Origin of the sequence: Halopseudomonas bauzanensis, from assembly GCF_900114735.1 — a bacterium.
GTDB lineage: Bacteria > Pseudomonadota > Gammaproteobacteria > Pseudomonadales > Pseudomonadaceae > Halopseudomonas > Halopseudomonas bauzanensis.
This window is the reverse complement of record NZ_FOUA01000006.1, coordinates 91,016-107,677: the sequence shown is the minus strand read 5'-3', so window position 1 is coordinate 107,677 and position 16,662 is coordinate 91,016. Positions and strand designations below refer to the sequence as shown.

14 protein-coding genes are annotated in these 16,662 nt (G+C 61.8%); 1 reads left to right on the top strand and 13 read right to left on the bottom strand.

The annotated features are described in order from the left end of the window. Positions 1–148: 148 nt before the first annotated feature. The 4 genes from mazG to cysM are packed head-to-tail and all read right to left on the bottom strand — an operon-like array spanning position 149 to position 5,461. Positions 149–967: a nucleoside triphosphate pyrophosphohydrolase gene (mazG, locus tag BM267_RS13335; protein WP_074780950.1), complete on the bottom strand. Its 819-nt coding sequence runs from the start codon at positions 965–967 to the stop codon at positions 149–151. Further along, on the bottom strand, positions 964–3,210 hold the full coding sequence (gene relA, locus BM267_RS13330; RefSeq protein ID WP_036990941.1) for a GTP diphosphokinase: 2,247 nt from the start codon (positions 3,208–3,210) through the stop codon (positions 964–966). Before relA ends, mazG begins: the two co-directional genes overlap by 4 nt. A gap of 5 nt (positions 3,211–3,215) precedes the next feature. Further along, entirely contained in the window at positions 3,216–4,562 is a 1,347-nt protein-coding gene (gene rlmD / locus BM267_RS13325) for a 23S rRNA (uracil(1939)-C(5))-methyltransferase RlmD (RefSeq protein WP_074780953.1), read from the bottom strand. After that, complete coding sequence (cysM, locus tag BM267_RS13320; RefSeq protein ID WP_074780956.1) at positions 4,559–5,461, bottom strand: cysteine synthase CysM; 903 nt, start codon at positions 5,459–5,461, stop codon at positions 4,559–4,561. Before cysM ends, rlmD begins: the two co-directional genes overlap by 4 nt. Before the next feature lie 178 nt (positions 5,462–5,639). Between cysM and BM267_RS13315 the strand changes: the two genes are divergently transcribed. Beyond that, a complete protein-coding gene (locus BM267_RS13315; RefSeq protein ID WP_074781126.1) occupies positions 5,640–8,408 on the top strand; it encodes an ATP-binding protein in 2,769 nt (922 codons plus the stop codon). Positions 8,409–8,432: 24 nt separating this feature from the next. Here BM267_RS13315 and acpS read toward each other — a convergent pair whose 3' ends face one another. The 9 genes from acpS to BM267_RS13270 all read right to left on the bottom strand — a co-directional run bounded on the left by acpS (position 8,433) and on the right by BM267_RS13270 (position 16,662). Then, positions 8,433–8,819, bottom strand: a complete 387-nt coding sequence (gene acpS / locus BM267_RS13310) for a holo-ACP synthase (protein ID WP_036990945.1) — start codon at positions 8,817–8,819, stop codon at positions 8,433–8,435. Then, entirely contained in the window at positions 8,816–9,559 is a 744-nt protein-coding gene (gene pdxJ, locus BM267_RS13305; protein ID WP_036990946.1) for a pyridoxine 5'-phosphate synthase, read from the bottom strand. The genes acpS and pdxJ overlap by 4 nt, the downstream gene beginning before the upstream one ends. Next, the gene (gene recO / locus BM267_RS13300) at positions 9,556–10,275 is read right to left on the bottom strand and encodes a DNA repair protein RecO (protein ID WP_074780959.1); all 720 of its coding nucleotides are present in this window, start codon (positions 10,273–10,275) and stop codon (positions 9,556–9,558) included. Before recO ends, pdxJ begins: the two co-directional genes overlap by 4 nt. A gap of 3 nt (positions 10,276–10,278) precedes the next feature. Then, positions 10,279–11,178 (bottom strand): GTPase Era, encoded by a 900-nt coding sequence (era, locus tag BM267_RS13295; RefSeq protein ID WP_074780962.1) that lies wholly within the window; start codon positions 11,176–11,178, stop codon positions 10,279–10,281. After that, positions 11,171–11,860, bottom strand: a complete 690-nt coding sequence (gene rnc / locus BM267_RS13290) for a ribonuclease III (RefSeq protein ID WP_036990952.1) — start codon at positions 11,858–11,860, stop codon at positions 11,171–11,173. Before rnc ends, era begins: the two co-directional genes overlap by 8 nt. Then, positions 11,857–12,234: a DUF4845 domain-containing protein gene (locus BM267_RS13285; RefSeq protein WP_036990953.1), complete on the bottom strand. Its 378-nt coding sequence runs from the start codon at positions 12,232–12,234 to the stop codon at positions 11,857–11,859. Before BM267_RS13285 ends, rnc begins: the two co-directional genes overlap by 4 nt. A gap of 96 nt (positions 12,235–12,330) precedes the next feature. After that, complete coding sequence (lepB, locus tag BM267_RS13280; protein ID WP_074780965.1) at positions 12,331–13,209, bottom strand: signal peptidase I; 879 nt, start codon at positions 13,207–13,209, stop codon at positions 12,331–12,333. Positions 13,210–13,281: 72 nt separating this feature from the next. Then, positions 13,282–15,081: a translation elongation factor 4 gene (gene lepA, locus BM267_RS13275; RefSeq protein WP_036990958.1), complete on the bottom strand. Its 1,800-nt coding sequence runs from the start codon at positions 15,079–15,081 to the stop codon at positions 13,282–13,284. A 156-nt stretch (positions 15,082–15,237) separates the two neighbouring features. Beyond that, positions 15,238–16,662, bottom strand: a complete 1,425-nt coding sequence (locus tag BM267_RS13270; RefSeq protein ID WP_051611088.1) for a DegQ family serine endoprotease — start codon at positions 16,660–16,662, stop codon at positions 15,238–15,240.

The window sequence follows — 16,662 nt, the reverse complement described above, 5'->3', positions numbered from 1 at the left end:
ACACGCAGAGCTGGTTATGCACAAGCCGGTTGCGCTTTGTCAATGGCGCGCCGCCATTCTCTGTAGCGCTGGCCCGGCCTGACGCAAGCTCAGGTTTCGATGGCCGCCGCGACATCATGTCGCGGCGGGATAAGCGCAGATCTGTACCTTATAATCCCTCATCCTTAGCATCGTCCCAGAGTGCATCCAGCCGCTCCAGTGGGGTATCGGCAAAGCGCTCGCCAGCGGCGGTGAGCTGCTGTTCGATGTAGCGCAGACGCCGCTCGAACTTCTCGTTGCCGCCACGCAAGGCGGTTTCCGCATCGACCTTCAAGTGCCGAGCCAGATTGACCATGGCGAACAACAGATCGCCCAGCTCCTCTTCGACGGCGTCGTGTTCGCGCCGGCCGATGGCCTCCCGCACCTCATCCAGTTCCTCGGCAATCTTGTCGATCACTGGAGTCACCTGAGGCCAGTCGAAACCCGCAGCTGCGGCGCGCTTCTGCAGTTTCTGCGCCCGAGTCAGCGCCGGCAAGGCACGCGGCACGTCCTCCAGCAACGATAGATGCTCCGGCGCGCCGCTCTTCTCGGCCCGCTCCTCGGCCTTGATCTGCTCCCAGCGTTCCTTGATCTGTTGCTCTTCCAGACGCAACGTGCCCGGCGGGGTGCGCAGATTGCCATCCGGGAACACATGGGGATGGCGTCGCACCAACTTGCGGGTAATGCCGTCCACCACGTCATTCCAGTCGAAATGCCCGGCTTCGCGGCCCAGTTGCGCGTAGTACACGACCTGAAACAGCAGATCGCCGACTTCCCCGGCCAGTTGGCCGAAATCTTCCTCGGCAATGGCATCAGCCACTTCATAGGCCTCTTCCAGGGTATGCGGCGCGATACTGGCGAAGGATTGCTTGAGGTCCCAGGGGCAGCCGTGCTGGGGGTCACGCAGGCGCTCCATCAGATACAGCAGATCATCCAGTTGATAACTCATGCACGCCGCTCCTGGCGGTTACGCCGCACTTCGAAGACGTTCGGCAACTGGCCAATCCGCGCCAGCAGGCGACCCAGCAGGTGCAGGTTGGGAATCTCGATGGTCAACAGCATGCTGGCGTAATTGTCATCCTTGTTGGTGTGCGTGCTGACTTCCAACACGTTGAGCTTCTCGTTGGCCAGCAGTTGGGACACATCACGCAGCAGGCCGGAGCGATCATAGGCCTTGATGAAGATTTCCACCGGGTAGGTCTGCACCGGCTCGCCGCCCCAGCTGACTTCGATCAGCCGCTCGGATTCACGGTCCTGCAATTGCATGGCGGTGGCGCAGTCGGCGCGGTGCACGGTCACACCGCGGCCAACGGTGATATAGCCGATGATGGGGTCACCCGGCACCGGCTGGCAGCAGCCGGCCAACTGCGTCAGGAGATTGCCCACGCCCTGGATATGCACGTCGCCGCGCCGCCCAGGCTTGCTCGGGCGGCGCGGGATGAGATCCAACTGCTCACTGTGGCGGTCCGGCTCGACCAGTTGGTGGGCAACGTTGACCACATGGGCCATGCGGATGTCACCCGAGCCGACCGCGGCGAACAGATCTTCCTGGCTGCGGATGCCCAGGCGCTCGATCAGCTTGGCATAGTCGGCACCATTGAGCGCCATGCGGGTCAGCTCGCGCTCCAGCATGATCTTGCCGGCCTGCACGTTCTGCTCGCGATCCTGCTGCTTGAACCAGTGCTGGATCTTGGCCCGCGCCCGTGAGGTGTGCACATAACCCAGATTGGCGTTCAACCAGTCACGACTCGGCCCGCCGGCCTTGCCGGTGATGATCTCGACCTGCTCGCCGGTCTGCAGCACATAGGTCAAAGGCACGATGCGGCCGTTGACCTTGGCACCCCGGCAGTGGTGACCGACTTCGGTATGCACGCGGTAGGCAAAGTCCAACGGCGTCGCGCCCTTGGGCACATCCAGTACGTGGCCATCGGGGGTGAACAGATAGATGCGATCCGGCTCGAAGTCGACGCGCAACTGTTCGGCCAGACCACCGATATCGCCCATTTCCTCGTGCCATTCCAGCACCTGCCGCAGCCAGGCGATCTTGTCTTCGTAGGCTGTGGAGTTGCTGTCCACATCGGTGCCCTTGTAACGCCAGTGCGCACAGACGCCCAGCTCTGCCTCCTCATGCATCGCATGGGTACGGATCTGTACCTCCAGCGCCTTGCCGCCGGGGCCGATTACAGCGGTATGCAGCGAACGGTAGCCGTTCTCCTTGGGGTTGGCGATATAGTCGTCGAACTCATTGGGAATATGGCGCCACAGACTGTGCACTATGCCCAGCGCGGTATAGCAGTCACGCACCTGCGGGACCAGCACCCGCACCGCCCGCACGTCATAGACCTGGCTGAAATCAATGCCCTTCTTCTGCATCTTCCGCCAGATCGAATAGATATGCTTGACCCGCCCGGAGATATCACCCTCGATGCCCGCGTCTTCCAGCTCGCTACGCAGCTGGGCCATGACCGATTCGATGTATTCCTGGCGATCCAGCCGCCGCTCGTCCAGCAGTTGGGCTATCTGCTTGTATTTGTGCGGCTCCAGGTAGCGGAAGGACAGATCCTCCAGCTCCCATTTGATGTGACCGATGCCCAGGCGATGGGCCAGCGGCGCATAGATGTCGAACACCTCCCGCGCCACCCGGTAGCGCTTCGCGTCATCGGCATCCTTGACCGCGCGGATGGCGCAGGTACGTTCGGCCAGCTTGATCAGGGCGACGCGTACGTCGTCGATCATGGTGACCAACATCTTGCGCAGGTTTTCCACCTGGGATTGGGTATTGAAGGTATTGGCCTTGGGCGGGTTCTGCGACACGCTGATCGCCGCCATGCGCTGCACGCCGTCGACCAATGCCGCGACGTTGGGGCCGAGGCAACGCTCGACTTCCGCCAGCTCGGTCTTGCGCTCGCGCACCGCCCGATAGATGACCGCCGCTACCAGCGAATCCTGGTCCAGCTTGAGGTCGGCCAGGATCTCGGCCATTTCCAGACCGGTACGATAACTGCTGGCGCCGTTGGCCCAACGGTGCTCGGTGCGGGCGGCCGCCTCCTCCAGCTCACCCGCCCATTCACAGGCCTGCCTGAGTATCTGGGGCTCGGGCAGCGGCACACGCTCCTGGATCCGCTCGATCCAGGCATCGAGATTGACAGTCCCATCCTGATTGATCGGATGATCTGCTCTGACTTGTACCATTACGTTCAGTCCTTGCCTGACACAAACAGTGCCATGGCTTCCACATGGGCAGTCTGGGGGAACATATCCATCACCCCCGCCTGCGCCAGTCGGTAACCTGCTTCCGCCAGAATGCCCGCGTCGCGCGCCAGCGTGGCCGGGTTGCAGGAAACATAGAGTATGCGCTGCAATTTCCTTTGTGCCAGCACGGCAACGAGTTCGGCAGCCCCATCCCTCGGCGGATCCAGCAGGGCTGCCTGATAATCATCTTTCCACGTGAGTGCATCCGGCTTCGACAAGTCCGCCTGGAAAAAGTGCACCTCGGCCAGGCCATTGAGTTGCGCGTTGCTGCCGGCGCGCTCGACCATCTCCGCACTGCCTTCCACGCCGGTCACCAGCGCACCCGCGCGCGCCATGGGCAAAGCGAAATTGCCCACACCACAGAACAGGTCCAGCACCCGCTCGCCAGGCTGCAGTGCCAGCCAGTCCAGCGCCTGGTTAACCATCTGCTGGTTGACCTCGGCATTGACCTGGGTGAAGTCACCCGCCGCGAAGCGAAACACCAATTGCTGGTCGGCCAGCCGGTAGGCCGGCTCCGGCGCATCTGGCTGCAGTGCCTGCGCCGAGCCCGCGGCCTCGGGTTGCAGGCGACAGACCAGGCCGTGGGCTGTTGCCAACCCGTGCAGCCGGTCGATATCGGCCGCCGACAGTGGCTGCATATGGCGCACCACCATGCTCGGATGCTCGCCAGCGATCAGCTCGATGTGACCGAGCCCGGCACGGGCATCGAGCTGCTGCAGCAGCGCCGGCAGTTCGCGGAGCACGCCATCCAGCACCGGCACCAATACCGGGCACTGCGTCAGCTCCACCAATTCACTGCTGGCGCGCTGACGATACCCCACCACCAACCGCTGCGCCTGTCGGTCCCAGCGCATGGACAGGCGGGTCCGCTGGCGATAGCCGTAGTCTGCGGCCGTCAATGCCGGCATCCAGCGCTCCGGTTGCAGGCCGGCAAAGTGTTGCAATTGCTGGGCCAGTGCCTGCTGTTTTATGTCCAGCTGAGTTTGACGAGGCATGTGCTGCAGACTGCAGCCGCCACACAGGGCAATGTGCGGACAAGCGGGCTCTTGCCGCTCCGGGCTGGCCTCAAGCACCTTGATGACTCGGGTCTCGATCAACTTGCTGCGTGCCCGCACTACCCGCGTGTCGACCTTCTCGCCGGGCAGTCCGCCCTCGGCGAAGACAGTGCGTCCCTGCCAACGGCCGATACCGCGACCGTCGTGGGTCAGACGCTCCAGCGTGAGTTCGATTCGCTGTCCTACGGCGGCAGGCGCATCGGGCGCCCGCCGCGGTTTGCCCCGGGATCTGTTCATGAGCGGTCGTCGAATACCCCGGTGGACAGATAGCGATCACCGCGATCGCAGATGATCACCACAATGATCGCATCACGCACCTCGGCATTGAGCCGCAGTGCCGCAGCGACGGCACCGCCGGAAGACACCCCGCAGAAGATACCTTCTTCCCGCGCCAGCCGGCGCATGGTGTCTTCGGCCTCCTGCTGGCTCATGTCCACCACCTGATCCACCCGCTGGGCGTCGAAGATGCTCGGCAGATAGGCTTGCGGCCAGCGACGGATACCGGGTATCGCCGCGCCTTCGGTGGGCTGCAGACCAATGATCTGGATCGCCGGGTTCTGCTCCTTGAGATAGCGGGACACGCCCATGATGGTCCCGGTGGTACCCATGGAGCTGACGAAGTGGGTGATGCGACCGCCGGTGTCCCGCCAGATTTCCGGGCCAGTACTGCGATAATGCGCTTCGGGGTTGTCCAGGTTGCCAAACTGATCCAGCAGCTTGCCCTTGCCTTCGCGCTGCATGGCCTCGGCCAGGTCACGGGCGCCTTCCATGCCCTGTTCCTTGCTGACCAGGATCAGCTCGGCGCCATAAGCCGACATTGCCCACTTGCGTTCGTCGCTGGAATTTTCCGGCATGATCAGGATCATCCGGTAGCCCATGACCGCCGCCGCCATCGCCAAGGCGATGCCGGTATTACCGGAGGTCGCCTCGATCAGCGTATCGCCGGGCTGGATGTCGCCGCGCTGCTCAGCCAGCTGAATCATTGACAGGGCGGGACGGTCCTTGACCGAACCGGCAGGATTGTTGCCTTCCAGTTTCAGCAGAATGGTATTGCCGGTCTCGCCCGCCATGCGCTGCAGCCGAACCAGGGGCGTATTGCCTATGCAGTCGGCAATGGTTGGAAACTCGCTATTCATCATTCATCCTTCAGGTAGAGCGAAACTAGAGCGAAATCCGGATGCGCTGTCCGGCGGTGCTTTTTGCTCTATGATACCGGCAACAGGGAAAGGGATATACACATTGAACAAGCCAGGGCCCGCCGAACTTTCCGCACGATCACGCCGCAACCTGGGCCTCAAGGCCAGGCTGTTGCTGATGACACTCATCCCGACCGGACTGATAGCTCTGGCGCTGGGCGGCTACTTTACCTGGCAGCAGATGCGTGAAGTGGAAGAGCAACTGCTGCATCGTGGCCTAATGACCATCGAGTACCTGCAGCGACCCGCCGCCGAGGCTCTGCTGGAGGGCGACATAGACCGCTTCGGCAGGCTGCTCAATACCGGCCTCAACCATACCGATGTCCGTTCGCTGAGCCTGCATGATGCCGACATGCGACCACTGCAGCATCGCGGCCCGCTGATGTATCCAGCCGGCGATCCACTCACCGGCATCGACATTACCGCCGGCACCGGCCTGCAGATCCAGCGTAGCAAGCAAAGCAGCCGCTTTCTCATGCCGCTGCTGGCCGGCCCGGAACTGACCAACCGCCAGGCCCACCCGGAGATTGCCGCCGACAGCCTGCTGGGCTGGCTGGAGGTAGAACTGAGCCACGGCAATATGCTGCTGCGCCGCTACCAGAGCCTGTTGGCGACCCTGGTGACCATCATCCTCGGCCTCGCGCTCACCGGCCTGGTGGTCACCGTCATGGGGCGGCGCATTACCGACCCGATGGCGCGGATCAACGCCGCCATTCGACAGATCAGCCAGGGGCATTTCGATATTCGCCTGGGCGAGCAAGGCAGCCGCGAGCTGGATGACCTGGCGCTGGGCGTGAGCACCATGGCGCAGACCATGCAGAGCGCCCAGGGCGAACTCCAACAGAACATCGATCAGGCCACCGAAGACCTGCGCCAGACCCTGGAGACCATCGAAATCCAGAACATCGAACTGGATCTGGCGCGCAAGACTGCCCAGGAGGCCAGTCGCATCAAATCCGAATTCCTCGCCAACATGAGCCATGAGCTGCGCACGCCACTGAATGGCATCCTCGGCTTCAGCAGCCTGCTACAACGCACTGAGATGAGCGGCCGCCAGCAGGAGTACCTGTCAACCATCGAGAAATCCGCCGACAACCTGCTGGCGATCATCAACGAGATCCTGGACTTTTCCAAGATCGAGGCCGGCAAGCTGATCCTGGAGAACCTGTCGTTCAATCTGCGCGACCTGATCGACGACACCCTGACCATGCTCGCGCCCAGCGCTCACGACAAGGGCCTGGAACTGGTCAGCATCATCTACCGTGATACACCGCTGGGCCTGAGCGGCGACCCCATGCGGCTCAAGCAGATTCTCGCCAACCTCATCAGCAATGCCATCAAGTTCACCCATGAGGGCTCGGTCAGCGTGCGAGTGATGGCCGAACACCAGGACGCCGACCAGGTGCTGCTGCGCATCAGCGTCAACGACACCGGCATCGGCTTGTCGCCGACCCAGCAGAAATCCCTGTTCAAGGCTTTCAGCCAGGCCGACAACTCCATTTCCCGGCAGACCGGCGGCACCGGTCTGGGGCTGGTCATTTCCAAACGTCTGGTCGAGCAGATGCACGGCGAGATCGGCCTGCGCAGCCAGCCGGGCGAAGGCTCCGAGTTCTGGCTGACCCTGCGGCTGACCCGGTCCGCCCACGGCGAGGATGAATTACCGGAAAAGCCCCTGCTGGGCATGCGCGCCGCGCTGGTTGAACCTCAGTTGCTGAGCCGCCAGATGCTGTTGCACAGCCTGGAGGACCTCGGCCTGTCGGTGCGGGTGTTCAACAATCCCCAGGAGCTGCACGAAGCACTCACTTCGCGCACCAACCGGGACGACTCCCTGCAGCTGGCGCTGGTCAGCGTGCGCCATACCACCACCGCGCCGGGCGACACCCTGGAAATGGCGCGCCAGTGGGCCGAATTCAGCATCTGCAAATCGATAGTGCTGACCGATACCACCGAGCACTACCCGTTGCTCGACCAACTGCCGCGCTCCATGTGCCAGACAGTCTCCAAACCGGTCTGCACCCGTAAATTGTACCGCGCCGTGATGCATCTGCTGGGCGACGACCCCATGACCACGGTCCCGTTGCCACGCCAGCGGCCCCATGCACTGCGGGTACTGTGCGTGGATGACAATCTGGCCAATCTCAAGCTCCTGGAGGCCTTCCTCGCGGACCTGGGCGTGGAAACCCTGTCGGCGACCAGCGGCGAGGAAGCCCTGGAGCTGCTGACTGAGCAGATGGTCGACCTGATCTTCATGGATGTGCAGATGCCCGGCATGGACGGTCGCCAGACCACCAGCGAACTGCGTGTGCGCGAGGATATTGCCGGCTTCGATCCAGTACCCATAGTGGCACTGACCGCCCATGCGCTGAACAGTGAACGCCGCCAGTTGCTGCAATGCGGCATGAATGACTATCTGAGCAAGCCGATCACCACCGAACAACTGCGCCATAGCCTGAACAAGTGGACCGGCATGGCCCCGACGGCGCAGCTGCCGGCACCGGCATCCCCCCCCACTGATGTTGCCGGCATTGACGAGACGACGACCGCCGCCGAGCCGCAGCAGCAGCTATTGGCAGCGATCGATCCGGAAGAAGGTCTGCGACTGGCCGCCGGCAAAGCCGATCTGGCCGATGACCTGCTGCAGATGCTGCTGCAAGGCCTGCCCGAGGATCACCAGGCCATCCGTCAGGCAATGGATCAGGAGCAGCAGGATGCACTGCTTGATCGCGTGCATAAGCTACACGGCGCCAGCCGCTATTGCGGCGTGCCGGAATTGCGGGAGTGCTGCCAGGAAGCGGAAACGCTGTTGAAGAAAGGCCAGGACAGTCGCAGTGCGATCATTGCCCTGCTGGCGGCCATCGATCGGCTGCTCGAGACGTCAGCGGACTAGGCGTCCCCGACTAGGCGTCCCCAACTAGGCGTTCCCAACTGACCACAGGGCGAACGCCAGGGCCTGCTCGCGCTCGTCGCTGATCGACAACAGCATGCGCCCACCACCGCCTTGCTGGAGGCGCTGCAGGGCGACACCACTGAGCACTACGCAGGGCGCGCCCAGGTCATCGTTGTCGATCTGCATGTGCTGCCATGACATGCCCTTGGCGAGGCCGGTACCCAGCGCCTTGAGTATGGCTTCCTTGGCCGCATAGCGCTTGGCCAGATAACGAGCAGGCTGGGAATGGGCGCGAAACCGCTGCAGTTCCGCTGGCGTCAGAATGCGCTCGGCGAAGCGCTCCCCTTGCCGCCCCAGTACCGCCTCGATGCGGCTGACCAGCACCAGGTCGGTGCCAATACCAATGATCACTGTGACGCTTCTGCCGCCATGATCAGCGCCCGCATCTCGCCCACCGCGCCCGCCAGACCGGAAAACAGCGCACGGGCGATAATGGCATGGCCGATGTTCAGTTCGTTGATGCCGGGAATTGCCGCGATGGGCTCGACGTTGTGGTAATGCAGACCGTGCCCGGCATTGACCACCAACCCCAGCTTGCGGGCGTAAGCCACCCCTTCGCGGATGCGCCGCAGAGCCTGTTCCTGCTCGCTGCCGGAGGTCTCGGCATAATGCCCGGTATGCAGTTCGACGACCGGCGCCCCGGCATCCCGTGCCGCCTCGATCTGCCGCGGATCGGGATCGATGAACAGGGACACTTCGCAGCCGTAGCCGGCCAGCCGTTCCACTGCCTGGTGAATGCGCGCAGCGTTGCCGGCCACATCCAGACCGCCCTCGGTAGTCAGCTCCTCACGCCGCTCGGGTACCAGGCAAACGTGGGCCGGTCGAATCTCGTCGGCGAAGGCGAGCATCTCCTCGGTCACCGCTATTTCCAGATTCATCCGCGTCTGCAGCACCTCGGCCAGCAGACGCACGTCACGCTCCTGGATATGCCGACGGTCCTCGCGCAGATGCACGGTGATGCCATCCGCCCCTGCCTGCTCCGCCTCAATGGCCGCCTGGATCGGGTCCGGGTAACGGGTACCACGGGCCTGGCGCAAGGTCGCCACGTGATCGATGTTGACACCAAGCAGTACGCGTTGCGGTTGAGTCACTGTTCATCTCCTTTACGGGGTGAAGGTTGCCGGGCAAAAAGTTGACGGCTGACCAAAGGTCGATCGCCGAGATGCACGCCGAGTGCCTGGCGCATCAGCTGTTTGGCAACCCGCAGGGTAGTCGTGGCGCTCCAGTCATCGGCAGCCATCGCCAATAGCGCCGCACCGGACAGGCCGGCGTCAGCCAGCAGCGGATCATGAATCGGCAGCAATCCATCGCTGGCGTGCCAGACATACCGCTGCTGCGCACCGACCGGCTGGCCATTGGCATCCTCGGTCAGGCTGAAACCATAGCCCAGAATGGCCAGCAGTTGCCATTCGAAGCGGCGCAATATGGGTTCCACGCGGTCGCCCTGAGCCAGTTGTTCCAGGGCACCCTGGTAGGCGGCGAACAACAGTGGCTGGGCATCGCCAGTGCGCAGCAGGCGCACCAGCAGTTCATTGAGATAGAGGCCGCTGAACAGTACCTGGCCCTGCAACTGGGCGAAGCCTCCAGCGACTTCGGCCTGGGTCAGGGTCTTCAGGTCGCTGCGGCCAACCATGCCCACCAGCAGCGGCATGAAGGGTTGCGGAGCCAGTTTGCGCCGCTGGCCCCGCGCACCACGCCAGACCACGCGCTGCAGACCATGGTGCAGGGTGAGAAGATCGACCAGCGCACTGCTGTCCCGGTACGGGCGACTATGCAGGACGTAGGCCGGACTCAGGGAGTCTTGCATGACTCAGTCGAATCGATAACCCAGCGAATTCAGCGCGCGCTCGTCATCGGACCAGCCCCGGCGTACCTTGACCCACAGATTGAGCATGATCTTGCTGCCGAACAGCTTCTGCATGTCGAGACGGGCTTCCTGGCCGATCTTCTTCATGCGCTCGCCGCCGTCACCGATGATGATCTTCTTCTGACCTTCACGCTCTACCAGGATCAGGGCATGGATATGCAGCACCTTGCCTTCCTGCTTGAACTGTTCGATCTCGACCGCGACCTGATAGGGGATCTCGGCACCGAGCTGACGCATGACCTTCTCGCGCACCAGTTCGGCGGCAAGAAAGCGCGAACTGCGGTCGGTCAACTGATCTTCGGGATAGAAGTGCTCGCCCTCGGGCAGCAGCCCGGCGATTACCGCCTGCAGGTGATCGATGTTGCGCCCGTGCAGCGCGGAAACCGGTACCACCTCGGCGTTGGGCAGCTGCTGGGTCAACCATTCCAGATGGGGCAGCATGTCCTTCTTGTCATCCAGCCGGTCGACCTTGTTCACCACCAGGATGACCGGGCGTTCCAGATGACGCACCTTGTTCCAGACCAATTCGTCCTCGTCGGTCCAGCGCATGCGATCGACCACGAACAGCACCACGTCCACATCGCGCAGGGTCTGCGAGGCGCTCTTGTTCATGAAGCGGTTCAGCGCCTTGTCGTTTTCCTTGTGCAGGCCGGGGGTATCCACATAAATGGCCTGCACATCGCCGTCGGTCTTGATGCCGAGCAGTGTGTGCCGGGTGGTCTGCGGCTTGCGCGAGGTGATCGCCAGCTTCTGCCCGAGGATATGATTGAGCAGAGTCGACTTGCCCACATTCGGTCGGCCGACGATGGCAACGTAGCCACAGCGCGGTGCGGTATCACTCATTGACTTTCTCCACGCCCATGGCGACCAGGGCTTTTCTTGCGGCTTCCTGCTCGGCCAGACGCCGGCTGCTGCCGACGCCAAATGTCTGTCCAGTCATCAACGCCACCCGGCATTCAACGCGGAATACCCGACAATGGGCCTCGCCGCTGACATCGATGACTTCGTATTGCGGCAGCTCGCTGTGCTGCCCCTGCAGATACTCCTGCAGGCGGGTCTTGGGATCCTTGTTGTTATCCACCAGGGTCAGGGTTTCGATATGCGCGGTCAACCACAGCAGAATACGCTCGCGGGCCGCCTCCATACCACTGTCCAGGTAGATGGCACCAATGATGGCTTCGGTGGTGTCGGCGAGGATGGATTCACGACGGAAGCCACCGCTTTTCAACTCGCCTGATCCCAGTCGCAGATATTCACCCAGCTCGAAACCCTTGGCCAGCTCGGCCAGGGTCACACCCTTGACCAGGCGCGCCCGCAGGCGCGACAGCTGGCCTTCCCGCGCTTGCGGAAAGCGCTCGAAGAGCGCTTCGGCAGCGACAAAGTTGAGAATTGAATCGCCAAGGAACTCCAGGCGTTCGTTATTGCGCCCACCCAGGCTGCGGTGGGTCAGCGCCAGCACCAGCAGGTCCTGGTCCTTGAAACTGTACCCTATCTTTCTTTCCAGTCGGTCTAGCTTATTGCTCACTTTAGAGGTCTGACAATATGGGTTTCATCGAAATGGACCAACAGGTCCACGGTTCGCAGCATGGGTGCACGCACCTCATACTTGATAACGACAGTATAGGTATTGGTTCCGCTGCCGGTCACGGTGATCGCGTCTTCCGCCTTGAGATCACGAATACCATTGATCTGCATCCCTTTGTTGATATGCGAGTGCAGGTCGCGCAGGGAATTGATCTTGACCGAAGGGTCTTCATTCGCCGCGGTGACGATCTTGCGCAGTGCAAAATGATCCAGGTAGATCGGTACCAGCTTCATCGCAGTGACCGCGCCAAATACCAGCAGGGCCAATACCGCCAGCCAGCCGAAAAAAGACATGCCTTTCTGAGAGTCGCGCATGGATAACCTCGTACGTCCGTTGTTGATGTTATTGATGTACTGCCGTCTCCGTGGCAGAAGGATCACCGCTAGGTATCGCGCGTGACGCCGCGGTACCTAGTTGATCAGCCCGACTCTGGAAAAGCTTGGCAGATTGCTCAGTTTGGGTTCTGGCCAGTGCATCCATACAGCGAAGGCCTTGCCGACAATATAATTGTCCGGAACCATGCCCCACAACTCCCGCGGCATATCGGGAGAGGACCAGTAGCGACTGTCATTGGAATTGTCACGGTTGTCACCAACCATGAAGTAATGCCCCTCGGGCACGGTCCATTCCCGCTCCGGCGGCGTCTGTGACAGACGCTTGTAACGTGCCTGGTGGGCGGTCTCGCCCAATTGTTCCTGGTACAGATCGACCTTGGCCATTGCCTGTAACGGATGGCCAACCGGCACTTCATCATCTTCCACGGTATGCAGCAGCTCACGTTCCACCGGCTCGCCGTTGACGAACAATCGCTTGTCGGCGTAACGGATATGGTCACCGGGCAGGCCCACCACGCGCTTGATGTAGTTGATCCGCGGGTCGTTCGGGTAGCGGAACACCATGACATCACCCCGCTGCGGATCATCTACCGGAATGATCTTGGTTTCCAGCACCGGCAGGCGAATACCGTAGGAGAACTTGTTGACCAGGATGAAATCGCCAATTTCCAGGGTCGGTTTCATCGATCCCGAGGGAATCTGGAACGGCTCAACCAGGAAGGAACGCAGCACCAACACCACCGCCAACACCGGGAAGAAGGACTTGCCGTACTCGACCAGCAACGGCTCCTTGTTCAGCCGTCCCAGAGTAACGGGATCGACAGTCGTCACCTGGGCTTCATAGGCCGCCATCGCGCGGCGGCGCCGGGGTGCCAGCCAGAGGTAGTCCAGCAGAGCCAACAGGCCGGTGACAGCCACGGCAATCACCAGCAACAGCGGAAAGTTGATATGCATAATCGGTCTTGCGTTACCCCTGGGGTCGGTTGATGAGCGCGCCGCTGCAATAACGAACCAGCATCAGCAATCCTAGTTATCCACTTTCAGGACAGCCAGGAAAGCTTCCTGCGGGATCTCCACATTACCTACCTGCTTCATCCGCTTCTTACCGGCCTTCTGCTTTTCCAGCAGCTTCTTCTTACGGCTGGCATCGCCACCATAACACTTGGCCAGAACGTTCTTGCGCAGCGCCTTGACGGTCGACCGCGCCACGATCTGCCCGCCCATGGCGGCCTGGATGGCCACGTCGAACATCTGCCGCGGAATCAATTCCTTCATCTTCTCGACCAGCTGCCGTCCGCGGAACGCTGCGTTGTCACGGTGCACGATCAACGCCAGGGCATCGACCTTCTCGTTGTTGATCAGCACATCGAGCCGCACCAGCTTGGCGGCCTGGAAACGGTCGAAGGCGTAATCGAGGGATGCATAGCCGCGGCTGACCGATTTCAGGCGGTCGAAGAAGTCCAGTACCACCTCGTTCATCGGCAGGTCGTAGATGACCTGGACCTGAGTGCCGAGGAAGATCATGTCCTGCTGTACGCCGCGCTTTTCGATACACAGGGTAATAACGCTGCCCAGATGGTCCTGAGGCACGAGAATATTGGCCCGCACGATGGGTTCACGCATTTCGTCGATCAGCGAGGGATCGGGCAGGCGGGACGGGTTGTCGACATAGATCACCTCGCCGTCCTTCTTCAATACCTCGAACACCACGGTGGGCGCGGTGGTGATCAGGTCCAGATCGTACTCGCGCTCTAGCCGCTCCTGGATGATCTCCATGTGCAGCATGCCGAGGAAGCCGATCCGGAAACCGAAACCCAGCGCGTCCGAGCTTTCCGGCTCGTACTGCAGCGCGGCATCGTTCAGCGTCAGTTTCTCCAAAGCATCGCGGAAATCCTCGAAGTCATCGGAGCTGACTGGAAACAGGCCGGCATAGACCTGCGGCTGGACCTTCTTGAAGCCCGGCAGCATGTCCACGTCCGGTGTATTGGACAGGGTCAGGGTGTCGCCCACCGGCGCGCCCTGGATCTCCTTGATACCAGCGATGATGAAGCCCACTTCACCGGCCTTGAGGTCCACGGTTTCGGTGTGCTTGGGGTTGAACACACCCACGCTGTCCACTTGATGAACACGGCCAGTGGACTTGACCAGCACCTTGTCACCCTTCTTGATACGGCCCTGCTTGACCCGCACCAGCGACACCACACCCAGGTAGTTGTCGAACCAGGAATCGATGATCAGCGCCTGCAAGGGCGCCTCGATCTCACCTTGCGGCGGCGGAATCACCTGGATCAGACGCTCCAGCACGTCCTCGACACCCAGACCGCTCTTGGCACTGCAGGTCACCGCGTCGGTGGCATCGATGCCGATCACGCTCTCGATCTCGGCCTGGACTCGCTCGGGCTCGGCCTGGGGCAAGTCGATCTTGTTCAGTACCGGCATGACTTCGAGGCCCTGCTCGATAGCGGTATAACAGTTCGCTACCGATTGCGCCTCGACGCCCTGCGCCGCATCGACCACCAGCAGCGCACCTTCACAGGCAGCCAGCGAACGGCTGACTTCGTAATGGAAGTCCACGTGACCGGGGGTATCGATGAAGTTGAGCTGGTAGGTCTTACCGTCTTTCGCGGGATAGTACAGCGTGACGCTGTGAGCCTTGATGGTGATCCCGCGCTCACGCTCCAGATCCATCGAATCCAGTACCTGGGCGGCCATTTCGCGCTCGGTCAGCCCCCCGCAGATCTGAATGAAGCGGTCGGCAAGGGTCGACTTGCCGTGGTCGATATGGGCAATAATTGAAAAATTGCGGATCAGGCTCAGGTCGCTCACTGCAGGGTTCTTCCAGACGTGGTTTGCCAGACATGGCGGTGACCGGGGTTAACCCCGAAAACAGCCCGCAAGTCTACCCGATTACACTGCGCCGCGCTATCTGTGCCGGGCGGATTGCGGAGCCTGTCGCAATCCGCCCGGCCAGCGTCAGGCGACCTACTCGGCCAGACGGAAAGTGATGTAGCTCGCCCGCCCCTGACGGATCACCCGCATGGAAATGGAGCGATTGACCGGCAACTTACTGGCGATCTCGGCAAAATCCGCTGCAGACTCGACCACCCGATTATTCAGGTTGGTAATGACATCGCCCGGGCGCAAACCAATCATCGCACCAGGGCCAGGACGCACTTCACGGACTGCTACGCCAGTCGACACATCCATGTTTTTCTTCTGCTCGTCGGTCAGTTCGACCACCGCGATACCGAGGCGGTTGTCGGTAGCCGCCGGGGCATTGGGCGACAGCGTACCCGGGCTCGCTGCCAGCGCATCGTCATCCGGCAGAGCACCGATTTCCAGCTCCAGCTTCTGCCGCTTGCGGTCACGGATGATATCCATGGTCGCCTTGCTGCCAGGGCGCAGACGGCCGACGGCATGGGGCAGATCGGAGGACATGATGATGTCGTTGCCGTTGAGCTTGAGGATCACGTCACCGGCCTTCAGCCCACCCTCATCACCCGGGCCACCCGGCATGACCTGAGCCACCAGCGCACCGGCGGGACGTTCCAGGCCGAAGGATTCGGCCAGGTCCTTGTTGACCTCCTGAATCACCACGCCCAGCCAGCCACGGCGTACTGTGCCGTCACTCTTGAGCTGCTCGACCACATCCATGGCCACATCCACCGGGATGGCGAATGACAGACCCATGAAGCCGCCGGAACGGGTGAATATCTGCGAATTGATGCCTATCACTTCGCCGTCCAGGTTGAACAGCGGGCCACCCGAATTCCCCGGGTTGATCGCCACATCGGTCTGGATGAACGGCACATAGCTTTCGTTGGGCAGACTGCGGCCCTTGGCACTGACGATACCGGCAGTCACCGAGTACTCGAAACCGAAGGGCGAACCGATCGCCAGCACCCATTCGCCGGCCTTCAGATCGGCGGATTTGCCCATCCGCACGACCGGCAGGTCTGCGCCCGCCTCGATTTTCAGCAAGGCCAGATCCGAACGGGGATCGGCTCCAATCAGCTCGGCTTCCATCTCTCGGCGGTCGGACAAGCGCACGAAGATTTCGTCCGCACCCGCAACCACATGGTTATTGGTCAGAACATAGCCGTCTTTGGAGACAATGAAACCCGAGCCCAGCGACTGTGCCTGGCGCTGAGGCGCGGACTGGGAACCGTCAGGAAAGCTGCGCTCGAAGAACTCCCGGAAGATCGGCGGCAAACCTTCCAGGTCCGGCATCATTGGTCCAGACGCGCGCCGGGTAACATTCTGCCGGGTACTGATATTCACTACCGCCGGGGAGGCCTCTTCGACCAATTGGGTAAAGTCGGGCAATTGCGCCGCCACCGCGAGCGCCTGCCAGGTCATTAGCCAGGCACCGACTATCCCGAATAACCATCGCTGTACTGAAGTCAT